At 62.4% G+C, this 24,490-nt stretch carries 20 protein-coding genes; 16 read left to right on the top strand and 4 right to left on the bottom strand.

The annotated features are described in order from the left end of the window. Positions 1 to 191: 191 nt before the first annotated feature. Positions 192 to 1,436: a urate hydroxylase PuuD gene (locus JOD78_RS24235; RefSeq protein WP_121040603.1), complete on the bottom strand. Its 1,245-nt coding sequence runs from the start codon at positions 1,434 to 1,436 to the stop codon at positions 192 to 194. A 719-nt stretch (positions 1,437 to 2,155) separates the two neighbouring features. On the opposite strand from JOD78_RS24235, the gene JOD78_RS24230 reads away from it, so the two are divergent. The 16 genes from JOD78_RS24230 to prmC all read left to right on the top strand — a co-directional run bounded on the left by JOD78_RS24230 (position 2,156) and on the right by prmC (position 18,553). Continuing rightward, the gene (locus tag JOD78_RS24230; protein ID WP_121040605.1) at positions 2,156 to 3,238 is read left to right on the top strand and encodes a porin; all 1,083 of its coding nucleotides are present in this window, start codon (positions 2,156 to 2,158) and stop codon (positions 3,236 to 3,238) included. 300 nt (positions 3,239 to 3,538) lie between these two features. After that, positions 3,539 to 4,573, top strand: coding sequence for an ABC transporter substrate-binding protein (locus JOD78_RS24225; RefSeq protein ID WP_209569871.1), 1,035 nt, complete (start codon positions 3,539 to 3,541; stop codon positions 4,571 to 4,573). A gap of 44 nt (positions 4,574 to 4,617) precedes the next feature. Beyond that, positions 4,618 to 5,403, top strand: a complete 786-nt coding sequence (locus JOD78_RS24220) for an ABC transporter ATP-binding protein (protein ID WP_034332722.1) — start codon at positions 4,618 to 4,620, stop codon at positions 5,401 to 5,403. A 28-nt stretch (positions 5,404 to 5,431) separates the two neighbouring features. Beyond that, on the top strand, positions 5,432 to 6,211 hold the full coding sequence (locus JOD78_RS24215; RefSeq protein ID WP_051057499.1) for an ABC transporter permease: 780 nt from the start codon (positions 5,432 to 5,434) through the stop codon (positions 6,209 to 6,211). Between the two features lie 179 nt (positions 6,212 to 6,390). After that, on the top strand, positions 6,391 to 7,941 hold the full coding sequence (locus JOD78_RS24210; protein WP_209569872.1) for an ABC transporter ATP-binding protein: 1,551 nt from the start codon (positions 6,391 to 6,393) through the stop codon (positions 7,939 to 7,941). Next, positions 7,934 to 9,028 carry an ABC transporter permease gene (locus JOD78_RS24205; protein ID WP_034332725.1) on the top strand — a complete coding sequence of 365 codons (1,095 nt, stop codon included), beginning with the start codon at positions 7,934 to 7,936 and terminating at the stop codon, positions 9,026 to 9,028. The genes JOD78_RS24210 and JOD78_RS24205 overlap by 8 nt, the downstream gene beginning before the upstream one ends. 16 nt (positions 9,029 to 9,044) lie before the next feature. Beyond that, positions 9,045 to 9,965 carry an ABC transporter permease gene (locus JOD78_RS24200; RefSeq protein WP_034332726.1) on the top strand — a complete coding sequence of 307 codons (921 nt, stop codon included), beginning with the start codon at positions 9,045 to 9,047 and terminating at the stop codon, positions 9,963 to 9,965. Between the two features lie 89 nt (positions 9,966 to 10,054). Then, positions 10,055 to 11,194, top strand: a complete 1,140-nt coding sequence (locus JOD78_RS24195; RefSeq protein WP_209569874.1) for a BMP family ABC transporter substrate-binding protein — start codon at positions 10,055 to 10,057, stop codon at positions 11,192 to 11,194. 310 nt (positions 11,195 to 11,504) lie between these two features. Further along, complete coding sequence (gene minC, locus JOD78_RS24190; RefSeq protein WP_121040610.1) at positions 11,505 to 12,302, top strand: septum site-determining protein MinC; 798 nt, start codon at positions 11,505 to 11,507, stop codon at positions 12,300 to 12,302. Positions 12,303 to 12,374: 72 nt separating this feature from the next. Continuing rightward, complete coding sequence (minD, locus tag JOD78_RS24185) at positions 12,375 to 13,190, top strand: septum site-determining protein MinD (RefSeq protein ID WP_039783678.1); 816 nt, start codon at positions 12,375 to 12,377, stop codon at positions 13,188 to 13,190. Position 13,191: 1 nt separating this feature from the next. Beyond that, positions 13,192 to 13,461, top strand: coding sequence for a cell division topological specificity factor MinE (gene minE, locus JOD78_RS24180; RefSeq protein ID WP_006465131.1), 270 nt, complete (start codon positions 13,192 to 13,194; stop codon positions 13,459 to 13,461). A gap of 122 nt (positions 13,462 to 13,583) precedes the next feature. Next, positions 13,584 to 14,285, top strand: coding sequence for a response regulator transcription factor (locus JOD78_RS24175; protein WP_034340459.1), 702 nt, complete (start codon positions 13,584 to 13,586; stop codon positions 14,283 to 14,285). A 276-nt stretch (positions 14,286 to 14,561) separates the two neighbouring features. Beyond that, positions 14,562 to 15,854 (top strand): glutamyl-tRNA reductase, encoded by a 1,293-nt coding sequence (gene hemA / locus JOD78_RS24170; RefSeq protein ID WP_209569876.1) that lies wholly within the window; start codon positions 14,562 to 14,564, stop codon positions 15,852 to 15,854. A gap of 107 nt (positions 15,855 to 15,961) precedes the next feature. Beyond that, positions 15,962 to 17,041, top strand: coding sequence for a peptide chain release factor 1 (gene prfA, locus JOD78_RS24165; protein WP_034331945.1), 1,080 nt, complete (start codon positions 15,962 to 15,964; stop codon positions 17,039 to 17,041). A gap of 184 nt (positions 17,042 to 17,225) precedes the next feature. After that, entirely contained in the window at positions 17,226 to 17,720 is a 495-nt protein-coding gene (locus JOD78_RS24160) for a disulfide bond formation protein B (protein WP_034331943.1), read from the top strand. Continuing rightward, positions 17,720 to 18,553: a peptide chain release factor N(5)-glutamine methyltransferase gene (gene prmC, locus JOD78_RS24155; RefSeq protein ID WP_121040614.1), complete on the top strand. Its 834-nt coding sequence runs from the start codon at positions 17,720 to 17,722 to the stop codon at positions 18,551 to 18,553. The genes JOD78_RS24160 and prmC overlap by 1 nt, the downstream gene beginning before the upstream one ends. Before the next feature lie 34 nt (positions 18,554 to 18,587). Here prmC and JOD78_RS24150 read toward each other — a convergent pair whose 3' ends face one another. The 3 genes from JOD78_RS24150 to JOD78_RS24140 form a co-directional block, all read right to left on the bottom strand. After that, on the bottom strand, positions 18,588 to 22,184 hold the full coding sequence (locus JOD78_RS24150) for an indolepyruvate ferredoxin oxidoreductase family protein (RefSeq protein ID WP_134136997.1): 3,597 nt from the start codon (positions 22,182 to 22,184) through the stop codon (positions 18,588 to 18,590). Positions 22,185 to 22,784: 600 nt separating this feature from the next. Then, positions 22,785 to 23,666, bottom strand: a complete 882-nt coding sequence (gene phhA / locus JOD78_RS24145) for a phenylalanine 4-monooxygenase (protein ID WP_209569878.1) — start codon at positions 23,664 to 23,666, stop codon at positions 22,785 to 22,787. An 80-nt stretch (positions 23,667 to 23,746) separates the two neighbouring features. Then, positions 23,747 to 24,484, bottom strand: a complete 738-nt coding sequence (locus JOD78_RS24140; RefSeq protein ID WP_121040620.1) for a GNAT family N-acetyltransferase — start codon at positions 24,482 to 24,484, stop codon at positions 23,747 to 23,749. Between the last annotated feature and the right edge of the window lie 6 nt (positions 24,485 to 24,490).

Raw genomic sequence — 24,490 nt, 5'->3', positions numbered from 1 at the left:
GGGTCGCCTTCTTTTGCTTACTTTTCTTGGCGAGACAAGAAAAGTGAGCGGCTGCCGGGCCGCTCCCGGCGCGTTCTTCCGACCGGAGAGAGAAAATAATTAAGCTAGAGCGCAGGAAAGATTTCCGTGCAGACTACCCCAAACCACAAAACCAGAAAAGCAGTCTGCCAAGCCACCAAGCAATCAAACCATCATTTAACGGGAGCACCGCTTTCGAACCACTTCCCGATGATGGCACGTTCATCGTCGGTGATCTGAGTCATGTTCCCTAAGGGCATGGCTTTCTGCACGACAGCCTGTTGATAGATCTGCTGAGCGTGCTGGGAGATATGTTCAGGCGAATCGAGCAGCACGCCTTTGCCGGGCACAGGCATGAGGGTAGGTTTGGCGGCATGGCACTGGATGCATCGTGCCTGGATGACTTGCTGGACTTGGGCAAACGACCCTGCAGCCACAGCTTCGCCAGCAGGAGCAGGAGCAGCAGAGGAAGAAGGAGCAACAGCAGCCACCGGCTTGGACTGCATGGCAGGACTCATCCACAAGATCACCGCCAGCAGCAGTGCAACAGCAATCCCCGGATACCACCAGTTGTAAACCCCCTTGTGCCGCAACACGAAGAACTGCCGGATCAAGGCACCAGCGGCCATGATGCACAACAAGACAATCCAGTTATGCGGCGCGCTGTAAGTCATGCTGTAGTGATTGGACAGCATGGCAAACAGCACCGGCAAGGTGAAGTAAGTATTGTGGACGCTACGCTGCTTGCCGCGCTTGCCATGAATCGGATCGGGTGCTTGCCCGGCGCGCATGGAGGCCACCATCTTGCGCTGCCCCGGAATGATCCACACCAGCACGTTCGCGCTCATGATGGTGGCAAGGGAAGCCCCGCTGATGAGGAACGCCGCCCGCCCCGAAAACAGATGGCAGGCTGCCCAAACCGAAACGATCACCTGCAACCCGACCAGAATATTGACCAGCCGATCCGCCCCCGGCCGATCCCCGATGGTGCTGCAGATCGCGTCATAGATCAGCCAGTTGAAGACCAGGAAGGCAATCGCCGTCCCGCCCGCCATCGACGCCGACATATCGAACACATTGCGATCCACCAAAAAGACGTTCGCATTGAAGAGATACAACAGCGAAAACAAGGCAAAGCCCGACAGCCAGGTACTGTAGGACTCCCAATAAAACCAGTGCAGATGCTCCGGCAACACCTTGGGTGCAAGAAGATACTTTTGCGGATTGTAGAAACCGCCGCCATGCACCGCCCACAGCTCCCCGCCGACGCCCTTCTCCTTGAGCTCAGGATCGGTCGGTGCCACCAGACTGTTGTCCAGCCAGACGAAATAGAACGAAGACCCGATCCAGGCAATCGCCGTGATCACGTGCAGCCAGCGCAGCAGAAGATTGAGCCAATCGAGAAGGTAGGCTTCCATGTCAGAAATGCGTCCTCATGTAGTAGTAAGGCTGGAGGGCGAAAATGCCCCAGCCAAAGGTTCAAGCATAAATGGTGCCGGGATGAGAAAAACACCGACGTCCGCTTGCGAACAAGTCTGCATCCCGATTGCCAACAGGCTTAATCCCACCGAGCAACCCAAACCAACAGCAGCCCAGCTGACGCTTGGAGAATCCAAGCGCAGATTGTGCACAATAGCAATATTTTTTGTTCACAATATGTGGCGATCGTTATAGCCCAAAGTGCTTTTTGCAGATAAGCGTCAACCCGCTCCCAGGCGATACCTCCACGATCAGATCAAGGCCATCGCCAGCCTGCCTGGCAAGCATGTTTTTTTAGTGCATGCCGTCAAAATCAGTGCAGCGAAGGCACCAACTTGTTGCAATTGATCAGAAAACATTGTCAACAAAATGTAAGCCAACTGCCGACGCATACGACAATTGATTGTCGCACCTCACAATAACCTCAGTCAGAACCACCTCTCCCCTTGTGCAGGGGGCCGGGCTGATGAGTCCCGCCCGCCCTCCAATATCAGCGCCCGGCCCGCAATACCCGGTTGGCACGATATCTGCTAATTGGCGTTGCTGAACCCGCACGGCAGGTGGATCGGGAGAGCGGCATTACCTCCTGTCATGCGCAACACGGTGAAATCGTCGGATCAGCTTTCCGACACCCATTTTTTATCAACAGGGGAGATCAATGAAGAAAACTCGTTTGGCACTGGCTTTATCAGCCTGCCTGATGGCCGGCAGTGCAATGGCGCAATCATCCGTCACTGTCAGCGGCCTCGTCGACGCTTACGTCGGCAGCATGAAAAACAGTGGCGATACCGGAAGCAAGTCCTCGGTCGGTTCTGGCGGCATGACCACCTCCTGGATCGGCTTCAAGGGTGTTGAAGATCTGGGCGGCGGTCTCAGGGCAGAATTTGCCCTGACCTCGTTCTTCCAGACAGATACCGGTGCCTATGGCCGCTTCTCCGGAGACAACCTGTTCTCGCGCGATGCCAACATCGGCCTGTCAGGTGAGTTCGGCAAAGTCTCCCTGGGACGCGGTCTCGCACCAAGCTTCCTGCCAACCGTGCTGTTCAACCCGTTTGGCGACTCCTTTACCTTCTCACCGCTGGTACTGCACGTCTACACCCCGTCGGGAAGTTTCGGTGCGCGCACCTGGCCCCAAGCAAACGCAGCTGACAGCGGTTGGAGCAACGAAGTCATCTATACCACTCCGAAGTTCGGTGGCCTGCAAGCCAACCTGCACTATCAGTTCGGTGAAGTGGCTGGCGATAACGGCAAAAAGAACATCGGTGTCAACGCGCTCTACTTCAACGGTGGTCTGGCACTGACCGCCTTGTACTTCGATGCGCAGGTCAGCAACCCCAATTCCGGTGCGGCTGTCGTTGACGCCACCACCCCCTTCGCTTCCATCAATCGCCAGAAAACCTGGATGCTCGGCGCGACCTATGACTTCCAGGTGATCAAGCTGTACGGCACCTACCAGACCAGCAAGGACACCACCGCTGGCGCGTCGCAAGCCAAGGACAAGGTAATGAGCGCAGGCCTGTCGATCCCGGTAGGCAATGGCTCCATCCTGGCCGCCATCGCTCGCACCAAACGCACCGGCGATCTGCTGACCACCGGCGACGTGTCGCGCAATACCACCTCAGTCGGCTACGACTACTTCCTGTCCAAGCGCACCGACGTGTACGCGATCGTCATGAACGACAAGATCTCCAGCCAAAGCAATGCAGCATCGTTCGGCCTGGGAATCCGCCATCGCTTCTAACGGCATGTCCGCATATTGAACACACCGCAATTGCGGCAAGTTCAAACTGGAGTACGCGCCACCCGTTTCCGATGGCGTGGACTCCGGTCATGCGGTGATCGTGCAGCAGGTTTTACAAGCGTCGTAGCCGTCGCGGCGACTCCTTCTAGCCGTGGCGTGATCTTGAGGCAGTACTTCGGTGGGAACCGCATTACCGGAACGCGCCGCCGGCACTCTGAACGCTATCGTTTCCACGACCAAATAGCGCGCGCGTTGCGGTTTCCATCTTCTTTTTTCAATCGCTTTTCGGGAGATTTCCCCATGCGTCATTTCCGCTTCCTCGGTTGCCTGGCGGCGCTGCTGCTCGGCCTGCTGTCGACCTCGCCCAGCTTTGCCCAGGACACCAAAATCAAATTCCAGCTGGACTGGCGCTTTGAAGGACCGGCCGCCCTGTTCCTGGTGGCCAAGTCCAAGGGCTACTTCGCGCAGGAAAAGCTGGATGTCACCATCGACGCCGGCAACGGCTCCGGCAATGCGGTCAACCGCGTGGCCTCCGGCACCTATGACATGGGCTTTGCCGACATGGCCGCCCTGATGGAATTCACCGCCAACAATCCCGATGCCCCGGGCAAGCCGGTGGCCGTGATGATGGTCTACAACGACACCCCGGCCGCGGTGTTCTCGCTCAAGAAATCCGGCATCAAGAAGCCCGCCGACCTGGCCGGCAAGAAGCTGGGCGCACCGGTGTTCGACGCCGGCCGCCGCGCTTATCCGATCTTCGCCAAGGCCAATGGCCTCGATGCCACCAAGGCGCAATGGACCAGCATGGACCCGCCGCTGCGCGAAACCATGCTGGCACGCGGCGACGTGGATGCCATCACCGGTTTCTATTTCACCTCGCTCCTGAACCTGAATGCGCGCGGCATCAAGGATGAAGACATCAACGTGATGATGTACCCGGACTACGGCGTGCGCCTGTACGGCAATACCATCATCGCCTCCGAAACCATGGTCAAGCAGAAGCCGGAAGCCATCAAGGGCTTCCTGCGCGCCTTCGCCAAGGCCAGCCGCGATGTGATGGCCAATCCGGAAGCCGCCATCAAGGTCCTGAAGGAACGCGATGGCCTCATCGATGAAAAGCTGGAACTGCGCCGCCTGAAACTGGCCATCGCCAGCGCCATCGCCACGCCGCACGCCAAGGCGGAAGGCTACGGACAGGTCTACAGCCCGCGCCTGACGCTCATGGCCTCGCAAGTCTCGGACGCCTACGGCACCAAGACCCGCGTCAACGCCGACAAGATCTGGAATGGCAGCTTCCTGCCGAGCAAGGCCGAGCTGGACGTGTTCCCCAAGTAAATCATTTATATCGTTTACCAAATTCATCCTTGACTGAAGCATTCATGAGCGAACCCTTCGTCGATTTCCGCCACGTCTACCTGGCCTATGATGGCGCCGCCGAATTTGCGGTGGAAGACATCGACCTGCAGACCCGCGCTGGCGAATTCATCGCCATCGTCGGGCCGTCCGGCTGCGGCAAGTCCACCTTCATGAAGCTGGCCACGGGCTTGAAGCAGCCCAATCGCGGCAGCGTCGTCATCAATGGCCAGACGGTCACGGGGCCGCTCAAGTTCGTGGGCATGGCCTTCCAGGCCCCGACCCTGTTGCCCTGGCGCACCACGCTGGAAAACGTGCTGCTGCCGCTGGAGATCGTCGAGCCCTACCGGCGCGAGTTCAAGCAGAAGAAGGCCGAGTACACAGAGCGTGCGCTCAAGCTGCTCAAGACCGTGGGCCTGGATGGCTATGCCGACAAATTCCCGTGGCAACTCTCGGGCGGCATGCAGCAGCGCGCCTCGATCTGCCGCGCGCTGATTCATGAGCCCAAGATGCTGCTGCTGGATGAACCCTTCGGCGCGCTCGACGCATTCACCCGCGAAGAACTGTGGTGCGTACTGCGCGACTTGTGGGCCGAGCGCCGCTTCAACGTCATCCTGGTCACGCACGACCTGCGCGAGGCGGCCTTCCTGGCCGACACCATCTATGTGATGAGCAAGCGTCCGGGCCGCATCGTGGTGCGGCGGGAAAACCCGCTGCCGCGTCCCTGCCCGCTGGAAACCACCTATACCGACGGCTTCAACGCGCTGGTGCATGAACTGCGCGAGCACATCGGCCACGTGCGCAATACCTGACCCTCACACGGCCCGGCCAAGGAAACTCATGAAAACTCCGTTCAACGGCAAACTCAACCGCGCCGCCACCACGCTGGCGCCCTGGATCCTGCTGCTCGCCATCCTGGGCGTGTGGCAATTCATCTGCAGCGTGTGGCAGGTCTCCGACTTCATCTTTCCGAGTCCCGCTTCCATCCTGCAGGCCATGGTGGATTACGCCGGCCCGATCACCGAACATGCCCTCTCGACCTTTTGGGTCACCATGGTGGGCTTCGCCATCGCCGTGGCGGTCGGTGTGACGCTGGGCTTCGTGATCGGATCTTCACCCGTGCTGTATGCCGCCGCCTATCCGCTCATGACGGCCTTCAATGCCCTGCCCAAGGCGGCCTTCGTGCCGGTGCTGGTGGTCTGGTTCGGCATCGGCGCAGGGCCGGCCATCCTCACGGCTTTCCTGATCTCCTTCTTCCCCATCATGGTCAACATCGCCACCGGCCTGGCCACGCTGGAACCGGAGCTGGAAGACGTCTTGCGCGTGCTGGGCGCGCGCCGCATGGACATCCTGCTCAAGGTCGGCCTGCCGCGTTCGATGCCGTATTTCTTTGCCTCCCTGAAGGTGGCCATCACGCTGGCCTTCGTGGGCTCCACCGTGTCGGAAATGAATGCCTCCAACCAGGGCATCGGCTACCTGCTGGTCTCGGCCGGATCGTCGATGAAGATGCCGCTGGCCTTTGCCGGACTGGTGGTGATCGGGGCCATGGCCATGGCCATGTACGAACTGTTTGCCATCATCGAGAAACGCACCACCGGCTGGGCGCATCGGGGAAAATGAGGTAAATCGGGCCGTAACGCCGCAACAGGGGCGCAAAACCCGGCAAAAGCGGTATGCGGCGCGGCGCAATTTGTCTATGATGTCGCGCGTGCGAGCCGCAGGGGCGCTCGCGGCGGCCGCAGGCACGCGGACCGCGTTGCATTTCGACATGACCACATTCATCACCACAGGGAAATCACGTGAGCGCAGTTCCACTCCGTCTTGAAATCAGCCATGTGCGCAAGGCCTACCCGGGCGTGCTGGCCAATGACGATGTCAGCCTGGCGGTGGCGCCCGGCGAGATCCACGCCGTGCTCGGGGAGAACGGCGCGGGCAAGTCCACCCTGATGAAAATCATTTTCGGCGCGGTCAAGCCGGATGCCGGCGAACTGCGCTGGAACGGCGAGACCGTGCAGATCGCCAATCCGCAGGTGGCGCGCAAGCTGGGCATTGCGATGGTGTTCCAGCATTTCTCGCTGTTCGATACGCTGACCGTGACCGAGAACATCGCTCTGGGCCTGGATGCCAAGACCGACCTCAAGGAACTGGCCGAACGCATCACCCGCACCGGCGAAAAATACGGACTGGAACTGGAACCGCAGCGCCACGTGCATACGCTGTCGGTCGGTGAACGCCAGCGCGTGGAAATCGTGCGCGCGCTGCTGACCGAACCGCAATTGCTGATCCTGGATGAGCCGACCTCGGTGCTCACGCCCCAGGCGGTGGAAAAACTGTTCGTCACCCTGCGCCGCCTGGCCGACGAGGGTTGCAGCATCCTCTACATCAGCCACAAGCTCGACGAAATCCGCGCGCTGTGCCACAGCGCCACCGTCATGCGCGGTGGCCGCGTGACCGGCAACTGCGATCCGCGCAATGAGAGCAGCGCCAGCCTTTCACGCATGATGATCGGCGACGAACTGGTGCGCCTGCAGCGCGAACGCAATCCCGATTCGCTGCGCAATGAACGCAAGCTGCACGTCAATCGTCTCTCGCTGCCCGAGGCGCATCTGTTTGCCACCGAACTGAAAGACATCGAATGCGAAGTGCGCGCAGGTGAAATCGTCGGTATCGCCGGGGTCTCCGGCAATGGCCAGCAGGAATTGCTGGCGGCGCTCTCGGGCGAAGACCAGCGCGCTGCGCCCAACATGATCATGCTGGCCGGCAAGGCCGTCGGCGACCTCTCGCCCAATCCGCGCCGCGCGGCGGGCCTGGGCCTGGTGCCGGAAGAACGCCTGGGGCGCGGTGCCGTGCCTGGGCTTTCGCTTACGGCCAACATGCTGCTGTCGCACCAGAAAGCGCCCTACGTGAAGCGCGGCATGATCGACTTCGGTTTTACGCGCCGTGCTGCGGCCTCCATCATCGAACGCTTCAAGGTCAAGGCAGCCGGACCGGATGCCCCGGCCAAGAGCCTCTCGGGCGGCAACCTGCAGAAATTCATCGTCGGCCGCGAAATGGAACGCAAACCCGCCGTCTTCGTGGTGGCCCAGCCGACCTGGGGGGTGGACGTCGGTGCCGCCGCCCAGATCCACGGCGAAATCTTGAAACTGAAACAGGAAGGTTGTGCAGTGCTGGTGATCTCGGAAGAACTTGACGAATTGTTCGCATTATGTGATCGCCTGCACGTCATCGCCAAGGGGCGTCTGTCGCCCTCCATCCCCATCGAACAGGCTACGCGCGAACAAGTGGGCGTGTGGATGAGCGGCCTGTGGGACGAACCGGCAGCCGCTGCGGCGGAGGTGAGCCATGGCTGAACGCATGAGCTTCCCGCTGCGGCTTGAACTGCGCGGTGCGCCGTCCAAGACCATGACCTATCTGTCGCCGGTGATCGCCATCGTCGCCACCCTCTTCCTGGGGGCGCTGCTGTTCCTGGCACTGGGCAAGGATCCGCTGGCCGGCCTGAAGGTGTTCCTGGTTGACCCGTTCAATGGCAAGCGCGCCATCAGCGAGCTGCTGCTCAAATCCGTGCCGCTGATCCTGTGCGCGCTGGGGCTGGCAGTGTGCTTCCGCGCCAGCATCTGGAACATCGGTGCCGAAGGCCAGTTCACGGTCGGCGCGCTCTGCTCGGGCGCCATGCTGGTGTGGCTGGATGTGCCGGGGCACGGCATTTCCGGCGGCATGGGGCTGGTGCTCATGATCGTGGCCGGCGTCATCGGCGGTGCCTTGTGGGCGGCCATCACGGCTTACCTGCGCGACCAGTTCAATGCCAATGAAATCCTGGTCTCGCTGATGCTGACCTATGTGGCGCAGCTGCTGCTGATGTGGGCCGTCAATGGTCCGCTGAAGGATCCCAATGGCATGAACTTCCCGCAGTCGAAGGTGTTCTCCGGCGAATTCATGCTGCCCATGCTGATGTCGGGCACGCGCCTGCATATCGGCTTTGCGGTGGCCATCGTCGCGGCCATCCTGATGGCCATCTTCATGATGCGCAGCCTGCGCGGTTTCTCGCTCATGGTCGGTGGCGTGGCACCGCATGCGGCGCGCTATGCGGGCTTCTCGGCACGGTCGGCCTTGTGGGTCTCGCTGCTGATCTCGGGAGCCTTCGCCGGACTGGCCGGGGCCTTCGAGATCGCCGGTCCGATCGGGCAGCTGTTGCCGTCGGTGTCGCCGGGCTATGGTTTCGCCGCCATCATCGTGGCCTTCATCGGCCGCCTGCATCCGGTGGGTGCCATCCTGGGCGGGCTGATCATGTCGCTGCTGTACCTGGGCGGCGAGCTGGCGCAGTCGCGCCTGGGCCTGCCTTCGGCCATCACGGGCGTATTCCAGGGCATGCTGCTGTTCCTGCTGCTGGCCTGCGATACGCTCATCGATTACCGCCTGGCGTGGAAAAAGAAAGTCTAAGGAATCAGGACAGGACATGGAACAACTCGCTCCTCTCATCGCAGCCTCCATCAATGCCGGCACGCCCCTGCTGCTGGCGGCCATCGGGCTGTTGATCAATGAACGATCCGGCGTGCTCAACCTGGGTGCCGAAGGCATGATGCTGGTGGCGGCCATCGCCGGCTTTGCGGTCGGCTATGCCACCAAGAGCCCGCTGCTCGGCTTTGTTGCCGGCGCCGTCTGCGGCATGCTCATGGCCACGCTCTTCGCCTGGCTGGCGCTGCGCCTGGCCACCAACCAGGTCGCGACCGGCCTGGCGCTGTCGATCTTCGGCGCGGGCCTGTCGGCCTTCGTCGGCCAGCGTTTCGTCGGCCTGGCGCTGCCGGCGCAACCGAATTCGATTCCGCTGCTGGGTGATATTCCCTTCCTCGGCAAGGCGCTGTTCCACCAGCACTGGATGAGCTATGTGGCCTTCGCGCTGTGCCTGGCCAGCATCTGGTTCCTGTATCGCACACGGGCCGGGCTGGTCTTGCGTGCCGTGGGCGAGTCGCCGGAATCGGCGCATGCGCTGGGCTATTCGGTGCGTGGCATCCGCTATCTGGCGCTGCTGTTCGGCGGTGCTTGCTGCGGCCTGGCGGGTGCCTACATGTCGCTGGTCTATACCCCGATGTGGGTCGAAGGCCTGGTGGCCGGACGCGGCTGGATCGCGCTGGCCCTGACCGCCTTCGCCACCTGGCGTCCGGCACGGGTCTTGCTGGGTTCGCTGCTGTTCGGCGGCGTTACAATCGCGCAGTTCTACCTGCAGGGCATGGGCGTGACGGTGCCCTCGCAGATCCTGTCGATGGCCCCGTACCTGGCCACCATCGTGGTGCTGGCGCTGATCTCGCGCAACCCAGACTGGATCCGCCTGAACATGCCGGCCTCGCTGGGCAAGCCGTTCCGTCCGGGCGCCTCCTGAACTATTTATACCGTTTATATCGTTTAAATCGTTTATTCCGTTTTTGTAGCAGCACCTGCATTTATCCACTGACCTTGAGGGAGAACACAATGAAGATTTCGCGCAGGGCATCCTTGACGATGCTCGCCACCCTGGCGGCAGCAACCCTGATCGGTTGCGGCAAGAAGGAAGAACCCGCTGCCGCCGCGCCCGCTGCTGCGCCGGCTGCTGCGGCACCGGCGGCTGATCCGCTGAAGGTGGCCTTCGTCTACATCGGCCCGGTGGGCGACGCCGGCTGGACCTTTGCGCATGACAAGGGCCGCAAGGCGGTCGAAGAAAAATTCGGCGACAAGGTCAAGACCACCTTCGTGGAAAACATTCCTGAATCCGCAGCGGATGCCGAGCGCGTCTTCCGCCAGCTGGCCACCGATGGCAACAAGCTGATCTTCGGCACCACCTTCGGCTACATGGAAGCGATGCTCAAGGTCGCCAAGGAATTCCCGGATGTGAAGTTCGAACACGCCACCGGCTTCAAGACCGCCGACAACCTGGCGCAATACGACGTGCGCACCTATGAAGGCGCTTACCTGGCCGGCGTGGTCGCGGGCAAGATGAGCAAGTCCGGCAAGCTGGGCGTGGTGGCCTCGGTGCCGATTCCTGAAGTGATCCGCAACATCGACTCCTTCACCCTGGGTGCGCGTTCGGTCAATCCGAAGGCCACCACCGCCGTGGTGTGGGTCAACAAGTGGTTCGATCCGGGCAAGGAACGTGAAGCCGCCACCACCCTGATCGGCCAGGGCGTGGATGTGCTGATGCAGAACACCGACTCCGCGGCCGTGGTGCAGACCGCGCAGGAAAAGGGTGTGTATGCCTTCGGCTGGGACAGCGACATGACCAGCTTCGGCCCCAAGGCCCACCTGGCTGCTTCCATCATCAACTGGGGCGTGTATTACACGGCGCGCGTGCAAGCCGTGCTGGATGGCTCGTGGAAGAGCAGCACCAGCTGGATCGGCCTGAAGGAAAACGGCATCGACCTGGCCGCCTTCAATCCTGAACTGCCGGCCGACGTGAAGTCGCTGGTGGAAGAGCGCAAGAAGGGCATCGTCGACGGCTCGGCGCCGATCTGGAAGGGTCCGTTCAAGGACAACGCCGGCAAGGAAGTGCTGGGCAAGGACGCCGTGGCCGATGACGGCTTCCTGCATGGCATCAAATTCTACGTCGAGGGCGTGGACGGCAAGGTACCGGGCTGATTGCCGGTTTCCTCACCCGGCGCTGCTGTCAGGCGCCGGGACAAGCTTGATGAAGACCGCTGACATCGCGAGGTGCCGGCGGCTTTTTTTTGGCAAAGTGCGCTTTCGCCGGGTTACTTTTCTCTCAGAAATCTTCACGGCTGCAACTTTTGCCGAATCTCCGAACAGTCTTGGCCGCCTTACTATCGGCTCGCCGAAAACCCCCGCTCCACCGCTATCGCAGCCGCATCCAGCCTGTATAATGCACAGCCAAACCGGGTGGAAAGCCTGCATTTTCCTTCACTTTCCGCCGCATTGAACTACAGGATTTATGCAAAAAACGCGCAAACCGATCGAAATCAAAATTTCCACTGTAGTTGCCATTTCGGCAATCCTGCATGAAACCGATCCGACTTCGCTGGAAAAAGCCCTGAAGGAAATGACTGGCGGCGTCGCCGATTTCTTCGAAGACGAATTCGCGGTACTGGACATCGGCACCCTGGATGCGGCGGCCGCTGCGGCCATCGACTGGAGCGCCGTGGTGGCCCTGTTCAAGCGCTTCCGCTTGAATACCGTGGCCGTGCGCAATGCGCCGGAAGAGTTACACGGCGGCATCGTCGCCCAGGGCCTGGCCATCGACAACTCGGCCGTGGCCGGTGCCGGCACCGCCAATGCACGTGCGCAGGAGGCGGCAGCCCAGCAAGCCGAGCCGGCGCCGACACCGGTAGCCGCCCCCGCAGCACCGGCCGCTCCCGCTGCGCCCGCTCCCCAGTCCGCCCCGGCCCCGGTGGCCAACACCGTGGTGATCGATACCCCGGTGCGCGCCGGCCAGCGCATCTATGCGCGCGGTGCCGACCTGGTGGTGCTGGCCGTGGTCAACAACGGTGCCGAGCTGATCGCCGATGGCTGCATCCACGTCTATGCACCGCTGCGCGGCCGTGCCCTGGCCGGTGCCTCGGGCAATACGACCGCGCGCATCTTCGCCGCTTCACTGGAAGCGGAACTGGTTTCCATTGCGGGGGTCTATCGGACCTTCGAGAACGGTCATGCGCCCGAACTCGCCGGCAAGCAGGTGCAGGTGCGCCTGCAGGGCGAACGCATCGACGTGCTGCCAATGGCGGCATCGTAAGGCTGCGGCGTAAATCATTTAAACGAATCCAGCCGGAACCGCCGGCGTACTGTTCTTCTTAAGGAGTTTTTCGTGGCAAAAATCATCGTTGTGACTTCGGGTAAGGGCGGCGTCGGCAAAACGACGTCCAGCGCCAGTTTCGCATCGGGCCTGGCCATGCGCGGCCACAAGACGGCCGTGATCGACTTCGACGTCGGTCTGCGCAACCTGGACCTGATCATGGGCTGCGAGCGCCGCGTGGTCTACGACCTGATCAACGTGATCAACAAGGAAGCCACCCTGAACCAGGCCCTGATCAAGGACAAGCACTGCGACAACCTGTTCATCCTGCCGGCCTCGCAAACCCGCGACAAGGACGCCCTGACCGAAGAAGGCGTGGAGCGTGTCCTCAACGACCTCTCCAAGATGGACTTCGAATACATCATCTGCGACTCCCCGGCCGGCATCGAGCACGGTGCGGTGATGGCACTGACCTTCGCCGACGAAGCCGTGGTGGTCTCCAACCCGGAAGTGTCGTCGGTGCGTGACTCGGACCGCATCCTCGGCATCATCCAGGCCAAGTCGCGCCGTGCCTCCTCGGGCGGCGAGCCGGTCAAGGAACACCTGCTCATCACCCGCTATTCGCCCAAGCGCGTGGAAGACGGCGAGATGCTGTCCTATACCGACGTGCAGGAAATCCTGCGCATTCCCCTGATCGGCATCATCCCCGAATCGGAAACCGTGCTGCAGGCCTCCAACCAGGGCTCCCCCGCCATCCACATGAAGGACAGCGACGTGGCCCAGGCCTACCAGGACGTGGTGTCGCGCTTCCTCGGCGAGACCGTCGAGCTGCGTTTCACCACCTACGAAAAGCCGGGCTTCCTGCAGCGCATCTTCGGAGGTAAGTGACATGTCCCTGCTTTCTTTCCTGTTCCCCAGCAAGCCCAAAAGTGCGGTGGCGGCGAAGGAGCGGCTGCAGATCATCATCGCCCGCGAGCGTTCCAACGGCCGCCAGGGCCCGGACTTCCTGCCGGCCCTGCACAAGGAACTCATCGAGGTCATCTCCAAGTACACCAAGGTCAACGCCGACGACATCAAGATCTCGCTGGACCGCCAGGGCAACCTGGAAGTGCTGGATGTGAACGTGGTGCTGCCTGACAGCGACGTTCCGGCTGCTTGAGCGCACATACCGCACTCTGCATGAAGAAAAGGGCAGCTTCGGCTGCCCTTTTTGCCAATACGGTCCACCACACCCGGGCCCTGCGCGTTGACTGCCTTTTACTGCTGCCCTGAACTGATGCAATGAAAATCGGGATCCTTTCCAAAGACGCCGATACCGTGACCCTGGTCACGCAGCTGGCCGATCGCCATGACTGCCAGGTCTACAGCGGCGTCGAAGGCTTTGCCGCCGCCTGTGCCGACCGCGCCAACCTGGTCGTGCTGGATCTGGACGACCTGCAGCGGCATCAGCATGCGGTCACCATGCTGGTCCAGCAGCACCGTCCGCCGGCGGCCTCCAAGGCGCGGCCGGTGGTGTTGCTGCTGTGCACGCCGGCTCATCAGCACTGGCTGCGCAACCTGCGCATGGCGGGGGCCGATGATTTCCTGGTCAAGCCGGTGGACCGCCAGGAACTGGCCCTGCGGCTGGACTTGCTGCTGCTGGCCGCGCAGCCCTACGAAGCCCCGCCCAGCGTGGTGGAAGCCGGCGGCTTCATGGTCGACCTGGCGCGCCTGCGCATCACCCATCCCGAGCGGCCCGGCCTGGATGCCACGCTCACCCGCAAGGAAGTCGAACTGGCGCTGCTGTTCATGCAGCACCTGGGACGCCCGCTGTCGCGCGCCTTCCTGCAGGAACGCATCTGGGGGGCCGAGCCGGAAACCCCGACCCGCACCATCGATACCCACGTCTCGCGCATCCGCACCAAGCTCAAGCTGCATCCCGGCAATGGCTACCAGCTGGCCACCGTCTATGGCTACGGCTACCAGCTGGAGCGGCTGGAATAACACCCCGGGAGCCTTCGCGCAGGCCAGCCGGAGAGTGTTGCATCGGCACCCCGGCCATCTGCGCCAAGCCTGATCCATGTCAGGGACATATACCGATTATCAGGGGGCGCCCCAACCCGACAGTGGGCAAAGAGTATAATTATTCCCAAAACCGGGGCCGAATCTGTCTGATTTTGTACGAATTGCATTGTTTCGTACGCTTTTCATTCAGTTTCACAGCCATAGAAGTGCAATTTCCCAGCTCATCGGCACTGCTGCCTTATAGTCGATTCCTCCATGCATTTGCTCGCCGTCGGACTCAACCACACTACCGCGCCGGTCTCGCTGCGCGAGAAAGTGGCATTCCCCGCTGACCAGATCGGTCAGGCGGTGGCGTCCGCGCGTGCGTGGTTTGGCGGCAATGACAAGATCGTGGCCGCGGGCGAAGCCGCCATCCTTTCCACCTGCAATCGCACCGAGCTGTATGCGGCTGCGGCCGCCGGGCAAGACGGGGTGGAATTCGCCATCGACCGTACCGCGCAGTTCCTGGCCGAGTATCACCACATTCCCTACGCCGACCTGCGTCCCTACCTCTATTCGCTGCCGCAGGACAATGCCGTGCGCCATGCCTTCCGCGTCGCCTCCGGGCTGGACTCGATGGTACTGGGCGAACCGCAGATCCTGGGCCAGATGAAGGATGCAGTGCGCCAGGCCGATGCCGCCGGTGGCCTGGGCACCTATCTGCACCAGCTGTTCCAGCGCACCTTCGCGGTGGCCAAGGAAGTGCGCAGCACCACCGAAATCGGCGCGCACAGCGTCTCGATGGCCGCCGCTGCCGTGCGCCTGTCGCAGCGCATCTTCGATTCGATCTCCGGCCAGAACGTGCTCTTCATCGGCGCGGGCGAGATGATCGAACTGTGCGCCACGCACTTCGCGGCCCAGAATCCCAAGACCCTGACGGTGGCCAACCGCACCATGGAGCGCGGCGAAACCCTGGCCCATCGCTTCAGCGGCCGTGCCATCCGCCTGGCCGACCTGCCGGCGCAGCTGGCCAACTTCGACATCGTGGTCTCCTGTACCGCCTCGCAGCTGCCCATCATCGGCCTGGGGCTGGTGGAACGGGCCGTCAAGGCACGCCGCCACAAACCCATCTTCATGGTCGACCTGGCCGTGCCGCGCGATATCGAGGCCGAAGTCGGCCGCCTGGATGACGTTTTCCTCTACACCGTGGACGACCTGGCCTCGGTGGTGCAAAGCGGCGTCGAAAACCGCCAGGCTGCGGTCGCGCAGGCCGAAGCCATCATCGAAACCCGGGTGCAATCCTTCATGCACTGGATCGACAGCCGCGCCATGGTGCCGCTGATCCAGGACCTGCACGAAACCGGCGAGGCCCTGCGCCTGGCCGAACTGGACCGCGCACGCCGCATGCTGGCCAAGGGCGAGGATGTGGAAGCGGTGCTGGACGCCCTCTCCAAGGGCCTGACCGCCAAGTTCCTGCACGGCCCGCAACAGGCCCTGCACCACGCCCAGGGTGAACAGCGCAGCCAGCTGGTCTCGCTGCTGCCGCAACTGTTCCGCGCCAAGCGTTAGCGCCTCTCCCGCCGCGCTGGCCGCTGCCTGCGGCTGGCACCCTCGCGCCGTCGCCGACGGCTGCCGTCGTCCCCCTCATTGCTGACCGATACTGACTTCCCGACCTCATGAAACCCTCAATGCTCGCCAAACTCGACCAGCTCGCCGAACGGCTGGAAGAGCTCAACAGCCTGCTGGCCCAGGAAGATGCCACGTCCAGCATGGACAACTTCCGCAAGATGACCCGCGAACACGCCGAACTGGGCCCGCTGGTGGCGCTGTACCACGACTATGTGCAGGCCAGTGAAGATATCCGCACCGCCGGCGAGCTGCTGTCAGACCCCGACATGAAAGCTTTCGCCCAGGAAGAAATCGATGGCGCCAAGGCCCGCATGGAGGCGCTGGAGCTGGATCTGCAGAAGATGCTGCTGCCCAAGGATCCCAATGATGAACGAAACATCTTCCTGGAAATCCGCGCCGGAACCGGAGGTGACGAATCAGCCCTGTTCGCCGGCGACCTGCTGCGCATGTACACCCGCTATGCAGAACGCCAGCGCTGGCAGGTGGAGATCGTCTCGGCCTCGGAATCGGAACTGGGTGGCTACAAGGAAGTCATCGCCCGCATCGCCGGCTTCGGCGCCTACTCGCGCCTGAAGTTCGAATCCGGCGGCCACCGCGTGCAACGCGTGCCGGCCACCGAGACCCAGGGCCGCATCCACACCTCCGCCTGCACGGTGGCCGTGATGCCTGAAGCCGATGAAGTCGAGGATGTGGACATCAACCCGGCCGACCTGCGCATCGACACCTATCGCGCCTCCGGGGCTGGTGGGCAGCACATCAACAAGACCGATTCGGCGGTGCGCATCACGCACTTGCCGACCGGCATCGTGGTGGAATGCCAGGACGACCGCAGCCAGCACAAGAACAAGGCGCAGGCCATGAAAGTGCTGGCAGCACGGATCAAGGACGTGCAATTGCGCGAGCAGCAATCCAAGGAAGCCGCCACCCGCAAGTCCTTGATCGGCTCGGGCGACCGCAGCGAGCGCATCCGCACCTACAACTTCCCGCAGGGGCGCATGACCGACCACCGCATCAACCTGACGCTCTACAAGCTCGATTTCATCATGGATGGCGACCTGGACGAACTGACCAATGCCCTCATCACCGAGCACCAGGCTGAACTGCTGGCCCAGCTGGGCGACGACTGAGGCCAACGGAACCAAGCCGGGGGGATCCGTTCAGAGTGCCTTTGCCTGCGCGGGCAGCATGCACGCAGGCCCGGACTTCTCTACAATCGCGTCATGGCAAAAAACCGCCGGATCATCCGCGTGGTCCCGCCCATCGAACTGCCCCGACGCATTCCCCCATTAATGAATCTCTGAATCCTCAACCATGAAATCATCCAAAGCGGTTTTCCTGCTGGTGGCGCTGGTGTGCGCTGCCCTGCTGGGCGTTGCCATGTACCTGCAGATCGTCGAAGAAATGCAGCCCTGCCCGCTGTGCGTCATCCAGCGCTACATGTTCGTGCTGGTCGGTGCCTTCGCCCTGATCGGTGCCCTGATGCCCGAAGCCGCCCGCCGCGGCAGCGCCGGCCTGGGCCTGCTGGCCGCGCTGGCTGGCGCCGGCACCGCGATCTGGCATCTGTACGTAAAGGCGCATCCGGGTGTCTCCTGCACCACCGATCCGCTGGAAACGGCGCTCAACCAGCTGCCCACGGCCAAGCTGTGGCCGCAGATGTTCACCGCCGACGGCTTCTGCTCGGCCCCCTGGCCCCCGGTGTTCGGCCTGCAGATCCCGACCTGGTCGCTGATCTGGTTCGGCGTGCTGGCCCTGGTGCTGGCCGTGCAACTGTTCAAGCGCGCCCCGCGCACCACCATCTGGAAGTGATGGAGCCGCTCTCCAGCTATGCCGGCTGTACGCTGGCCACCGTATTGAAGACGGCGCCGCTGGAGCCGCTGGAGAACCGCATCCTGCTGTGCCACGCGCTGCGCATGACGCGCGTGCAACTGATCACGCAATCCGAACGGCGGCTCGATGCCGCTGAATCGGAGGCGCTCACGGCCCTCTACACCCGTCGTCTGCGTGGCGAGCCGATTGCCTACATCATCGGCCAGCGCGAATTCTATGGACTGGACTTGCGCGTCACGCCGGATGTGTTGATCCCCCGGCCCGATACCGAGCTGCTGGTGGAACTGGCCATGGAAAGATTGCCGCAAGGCGCGGCGCTGCTGGACATGGGGACCGGTTCGGGGGCGATTGCCATCGCCATTGCCCATACGCGGCCCGATGCGGTAGTGACGGCACTGGATGCCAGCGCTGCTGCACTGGCCATCGCACGTGAAAACGCCACCGCCAACCAGGTCCGCGTGACGCTGCTGGAAAGCGACTGGTACGCCGCCCTGCCCCAGGATCAGCGCTTTGCAGTGATCGCCTCCAACCCGCCTTATATCGTCGCAGGGGATGTGCATCTCTCCCAGGGCGACCTGCGCTTCGAACCGGTCGATGCGCTCACCGATCACGCTGATGGCCTGACCGACCTGCGCAGCATCATCGACGGCGCACCGGCGCATCTGCTGCCCGGCGGCTGGCTGCTGATGGAGCATGGTTACGACCAGGCCGCTGCGGTGCGCGGACTGCTCTCCGGCACCGGCTTCAAGGAAGTCCGGAGCTGGCGCGACCTGGCCGGTATTGAACGGGTCAGCGGCGGCCGCCTGGCCTGATCCGCTGACCGTTTCTGGCTTTCCTCCTGCTCTCTCAGGCCGCCCGCTTGCCGCCTCCTTGCGGCGAGTGCGGCTGACCGCTTGAGACGCCCTGTTCCAGTTGCGCCAGCAAGGTAGCCTGCTTTTGCATGGCCGCTTTCAGATGGCGTTCCTTCACGTGGCCATAGCCGCGAATCTCTTCCGGAATGCGGGCCACGGCGACGACCTGTTCAAGGTTCTCGGGCGTGAGCTTTGCCAGCAGGCGTGACAGGGTGGCACGGTACTCGCTGATCAGCGCCCGCTCCTGTCTGCGCTCATCGGTGTAGCCAAAAGGATCGAAGGCCGTACCCCGCAGGAAGCGCAGCTTGGCCAGCACGCCGAAGGCTGGCATCATCCAGCTGCCGAAGGCCTGCTTGCGCAGGTGTCCCTTGTCGTCGCGCTTGGCCAGCAGCGGCGGGGCCAGGTGGAAGCGCAGGTTGTAATTCCCCTCGAACATGCCGGCGATCTTGGCGCGGAAGGCCGGCTCGGTGTAGAGGCGCGCGACTTCGTACTCATCCTTGTAGGCCATGAGCTTGAAGAGACTGGTCGCTACCGCACGGCTCAATTTGAAGCCGCGTGCCGCCTCACCCAGCGTGCTCTCGCGCGCACGCACTTCTTCCACGGCATCGCGATAGCTGCGCGCATAGGCGGCGTTCTGGTAATCGGTGAGGAAGGCCACGCGGCGTTCCACCAGTTCATCCAGGGTCGGCGTGCGCTTGAATTCGATCACCTGGGCCGTCATGCCATTGCGGCCTGCGGCGGCCAATACGACCTCGACATCGTGCGCGGCCACGCGGCCCCAGGCGAAGGCCTGCTTGTTGAAATCCACCTGCAGCGCGTTGAGTTCGATGGCGCGCAACAGGGCCGCTTCCGACAACGGTACCCAGCCCTTTTGCCAGGCATAGCCGAGCATGAACATGTTGGTCGCGATCGCATCGCCCATGAGCGCCGTCGCAATGCGGCCGGCATCAATCAGTGAAAGATTGTCGCGGCCGCAGGCCTTGGCGATCTCGCCTTCGCTGGAGGCAGTGGGGAATTGCCAGTCCGGATTGCGGACGAACGCGGCAGTGGGCATCTGCGTCGAATTGACCGCTGCATGGGTACGCCCCTCGCCCATGCGCGAGAGGGCATCGCGGCCTGCAGTGACGATGACGTCGCAGCCGATGACCAGGTCAGCCATGCCGGTGCCCACGCGGGTGGACTGGATGTGCGCCGGGTCCTCGGCCACGCGCACGTGCGACATCACCGGCCCGCCCTTTTGTGCCAGCCCGCTCATGTCGAGCACCGAGCAGGCGCGGCCTTCGACGTGAGCCGCCATGGCGATGATCTGGCCAATGGTGATCACGCCCGTGCCGCCCACGCCGGTGACCACGATGCCATAAGGCTGGGCCAGCCCCGGCAGGACCGGTTCCGGCAGTGTCGGCAAGACCGGACCCGATTGCGTCTTGGCGCGTACCGGCTTCTTCAGCTGGCCACCTTCCACCGTCACGAAGCTGGGGCAGAAGCCGTTCACGCAGGAATAGTCCTTGTTGCAGGAAGACTGATTGATCTGGCGCTTGCGGCCGAACTCGGTTTCCAGCGGCTCCACCGACAGGCAATTGGACTGCACGCTGCAATCGCCGCAGCCTTCGCACACCGCCTCGTTGATGACGGCGCGCTTGGCCGGGTCGGGATAGGCATTGCGTTTCCGACGACGGCGTTTTTCCGAAGCGCAGGTCTGGTCATAAATCATGGCCGACACACCGGGCTGTTCACGCAGTTCGCGCTGCACGGCATCGAGTTCGCTGCGATGGCGGATGGTCACGCCCTCGGCCCATTGGGTGCCGGCCGGATATTTGTCCGGCTCATCGGTGACCACGATGATGGGCCGCACGTTTTCGGCCGCCAGCTGGCGCGAGATCATGGCTGGATCGAGCGGGCCATCGAACTCCTGGCCACCGGTCATGGCCACCGCATCGTTGTACAGGATCTTGTACGTGATATTGACCTTCGCCGCGACCGAGGCGCGCACCGCAAGCAGGCCGGAATGGAAGTAGGTGCCATCACCGAGGTTGGCGAAGACGTGTTTTTCCGTCGTGAACGGCGCCTGTCCCACCCAGGTCACGCCCTCGCCGCCCATGTGGGTGAAGAGGCTGGTCTCGCGGTCCATCCAGGTGACCATGTAATGGCAACCGATACCGGCCAGGCCACGGCTGCCATCGGGCAATTTGGTGGAGGTGTTGTGCGGGCAGCCCGAGCAGAAATGCGGCACGCGGTCCTTGTCGGGATCGGGCTTGCTGCTGATGTTGAGGGCCGCTTCCTTGGCTTCGAGATAGGCCACGCGGGTGCGCACACGCTGCTCCACCGGATGGCCGGCGAAGTAGCGCGAGATGCGCGTGGCAATCGCGCGTGCGATCTGCGCCGGATTGAGTTCATAGGTGGCCGGCAGCAGCCAGTTGCCATGGCCTTCGCGCTGCGAACCGCTCCATTCTCCGGTGTCATCGAATTTGCCGACCACGCGGGGTCGAACATCGTCGCGCCAGTTGTAGAGTTCTTCCTTTAACTGGTATTCAAGAATCTGGCGCTTCTCCTCGACCACCAGAATCTCATCCAGACCCTGCGCGAATTCACGCACGCCCTCGGCTTCCAGCGGCCAGGTCATGCCGACCTTGTAGAGACGGATGCCGATGTCGGCGGCGACCTGTTCATCGATGCCCAGGTCTTCCAGCGCCTGGCGCGTATCGAGGTAGGACTTGCCGGCAGTGATGATGCCGATGCGCGCACGCGGACTGTCCCAGATAATGCGGTTCAACTTGTTCGCACGTGCGTAAGCGAGGGCGGCATACCATTTGTAGTTGATCATGCGCGCTTCCTGGCCCAGCACCGTATCCGGCATGCGGATGTTGAGACCATCGGGCGGCAGTTCGAAGTCCGGTAACTCTATCTTCACGCGCTCCGGATCGATCATCACCGACATGCCCGATTCGACCAGGTCGGTCACGCATTTCATTGCCACCCACAAGCCGGTGTAGCGGCTCATGGCCCAGCCATGCAGGCCGTAGTCGAGATACTCCTGCACCGACGACGGATAGAGCACCGGAATGCCGCAGGCCTTGAGGATGTGCTCGCTCTGGTGTGCGGCGGTAGAGGACTTGGCGGCGTGGTCATCGCCCGCGATCACCAGCACGCCGCCGTGTTTGGAGGTGCCTGCCATGTTGGCGTGCTTGAAGACATCGCCGCAACGATCGACCCCCGGGCCCTTGCCGTACCACAGCGAGAACACGCCGTCGTATTGCGCGCCCTTGAAGAGATTGACCTGCTGCGTGCCCCACACACTGGTGGCGGCCAGGTCTTCATTCATGCCGGGATGGAATTTGACCTGTTTGGCTTCCAGGTATTTGCGCGCCTTCTCGGCGGTCTGGTCGACCGAGCCCAGGGGGGAGCCGCGATAGCCCGTGATGAAGCCGGCGGTGTTCAGGCCCGCGCGTTCATCGTATTGCCGCTGCAGCATCGGCAGGCGGATCAGCGCCTGAATGCCGGTCATGAAGACGCGGCCGCGCTCCAGTGCATATTTGTCGTCCAGGGATACATCGTCCAGCAGCAGGCGTTGCCCGGCGGGTAGGGGTGCGTTCATGTGGTCTCCGTGCCAAAAATCTTGTTTTTGCCTTGCACATGCTCCCGCCAGTCATGCCCCGCACCCTGTCGCTGTGCAGTTACGCTGATCTGTCGGGAATCGGGAACACCTCAGTCTTGTGAACCGGGTGTCTTCAAGTTGTGGGGTCAAGTTAGCACAAGGGTGACCGGCCCGCTACGCGCGCCGCAGCAGGGTTTCCGGGCTTTTTTGTCTTGCGGGAAACTGTTTCCGCAAGTCCTGCGGCATTCACGGCATTGCGGAGAAGAAAATGCCGGAAAGCGAAAAACAACAACATTTCCGGCTGAAAAAAAAGGGCTGCGGACGCCCCAAGTGTTACAAGCAAGACGTGAATGTAACAGCCCGTAAAAGCCGTTGGACCAGCTCGGCCGCTGACGTTTAATAGACCTCACTTGAACAGCGATTGATTGGTATCCGTTACTGTGCAAGGTTCCTCCCCTCTAGTGTTGAAAGCACCACTAGCTCGCGGATCCGGCCTCCCCTGTCGGATCCGCTTTTTTTATGTGCGCTTCTGCCGGGCACAAAAAAAAAGCCGGACGCATGTCCGGCTTTCCTGAGCGCTTGCTTGCAGCGATGTCATCTTCAGCGATTGGGCGGGAAATTGGTCTCGCCCGGCAGCAAGGTATTGGCCGGCAGGGCCTCCTGCTGCTTGAGCCGCTCGTAGAGCAGCGTGAAGTCCGGCGCGGTATCGTTGAAGAGCTGTTCGAAATCCTTGATCACGAAATAGGTCTCCTGATAGGTGTCGATCTTGTAGAGCGTGCGCATGATGCGCTCCACTTCAAACGGCACGCGGCGCGGCTGGTCGCTGGAGAGGCAGTACTCGACCTCGCCGCCCGAGGAGAGGATGCCGGCACCATAGATGCGCAAACCCTCCTTGCTCTGGATCAGCCCGAACTCGATGGTGTACCAGTACAGGCGCGCCAGATAGGCCAGCCCGTCGAGCTTGAGCGCCTTGAGGCCACCCTTGCCGTATTCCTGCAGGTGGTTGGCGAAGATCGGATTGAACAGCAGCGGGACATGGCCGAAGAAGTCATGGAACAGATCGGGCTCGACGATGTAATCGAACTCGTGCTCTTCACGCAGCCACACCGTGACAGGGAAGCGGCGATTGGCCAGGTGCTCGAAGAAGGTGTGGTCCGGCACCAGGCCCGGCACCGCCACCAGCTGCCAGCCGGTGGCCTTGAAGAGTGCTTCGGTGGTGCGGTCAAAGCGCGGGATGCCTTGCGAGACATCGAGCGCCTTGAGGCTGCCGATGAAGACATCACAGGCGCGACCCGGAATCAACTTGGCTTGGCGTTCATAGAGACGACGCCACAGCGCGTGCTGGGCGGGCGTGTAGCCCTCCCAGTTCTGGGCCACGACGTAGTTGGCGTCGGCCTGGCTGTAGTCGCCGCGCAAGGCTCCGCTATCGGACTTGGTGGCGACGGTGGCGAAGAAATCATCGGTGTTGGGATTGGTGCTCATGGCATACCCGTTATCAAAGTGAGGCGCATATTATGCGCTCCCGGCACGGGATGGTCATGTGCGTTCGCGCAAGCAGCGCGTCAGGCAGCAGGCGGCGGCGTGCCGTCATCCTTCTTTTTGGCACCGATGCCGGTCACGCGCGCGCCCCATTTCAGCAGTGCCTTGAAGTTGGCCTTGACGATATAGTCCAACATTGCAACTTGCTCTTCCAGCGCTTCCTGGAACACCGTGGCCGAGTTGGCCGGCTTGATCTTGAGGTAGGCATCGGCCTCGCCATAGTCGCGGTGGATTTCCATGCCGGCCTTCTTGGCGATGTGCATCATCACTTTGTTCGACGAGAGGCAGTGCATGTACAGCGTATCGACATCGGCATTGCGACAGTGCACGGAGGCGCGCATGAACAGGCGCGTGCCCACACCGAGCCCACGCGCGGCAGCCGTCACCGAGACCCCGAACTCGGCCACCACCGGCTTGATGGTGGCACCGCTGATGCGCGTGCTCTCCTTGGGCGCGAAGGCCAGGTGGCCGACACCGAGCAGTCGCAAGCGACGGTCATAGACGCCGAAGACGGTATCGCGCTCGAAGTTGATGCCCTCCACGTAGCGCGTCACCATCTCATCGGAGAGCTTGGAACCGAAGCGCAGCAGGCGATCCTTCTCTTCCAGCGCGAGGAAATGGCGCAGCAGGTGGCGGCGCGCACGCGGCGAGAGCTCCTTGACGAAGACGTTGGGCTTGTCCTGCTTCTCCGGCTGTACAGGCGGCAAGCCGGATTGCTGGCCACGCAAGCGCTGGAGGAGACGGGACAGGGGATGGCTCATCGTGAC

Origin of the sequence: Herbaspirillum sp. 1130 (genome assembly GCF_017833835.1) — a bacterium.
In the GTDB taxonomy this organism is placed as follows: Bacteria; Pseudomonadota; Gammaproteobacteria; order Burkholderiales; family Burkholderiaceae_D; genus Herbaspirillum; species Herbaspirillum huttiense.
Note: the sequence above shows the minus strand (reverse complement) of the source record. Positions and strands in the feature narration are given on the sequence as shown.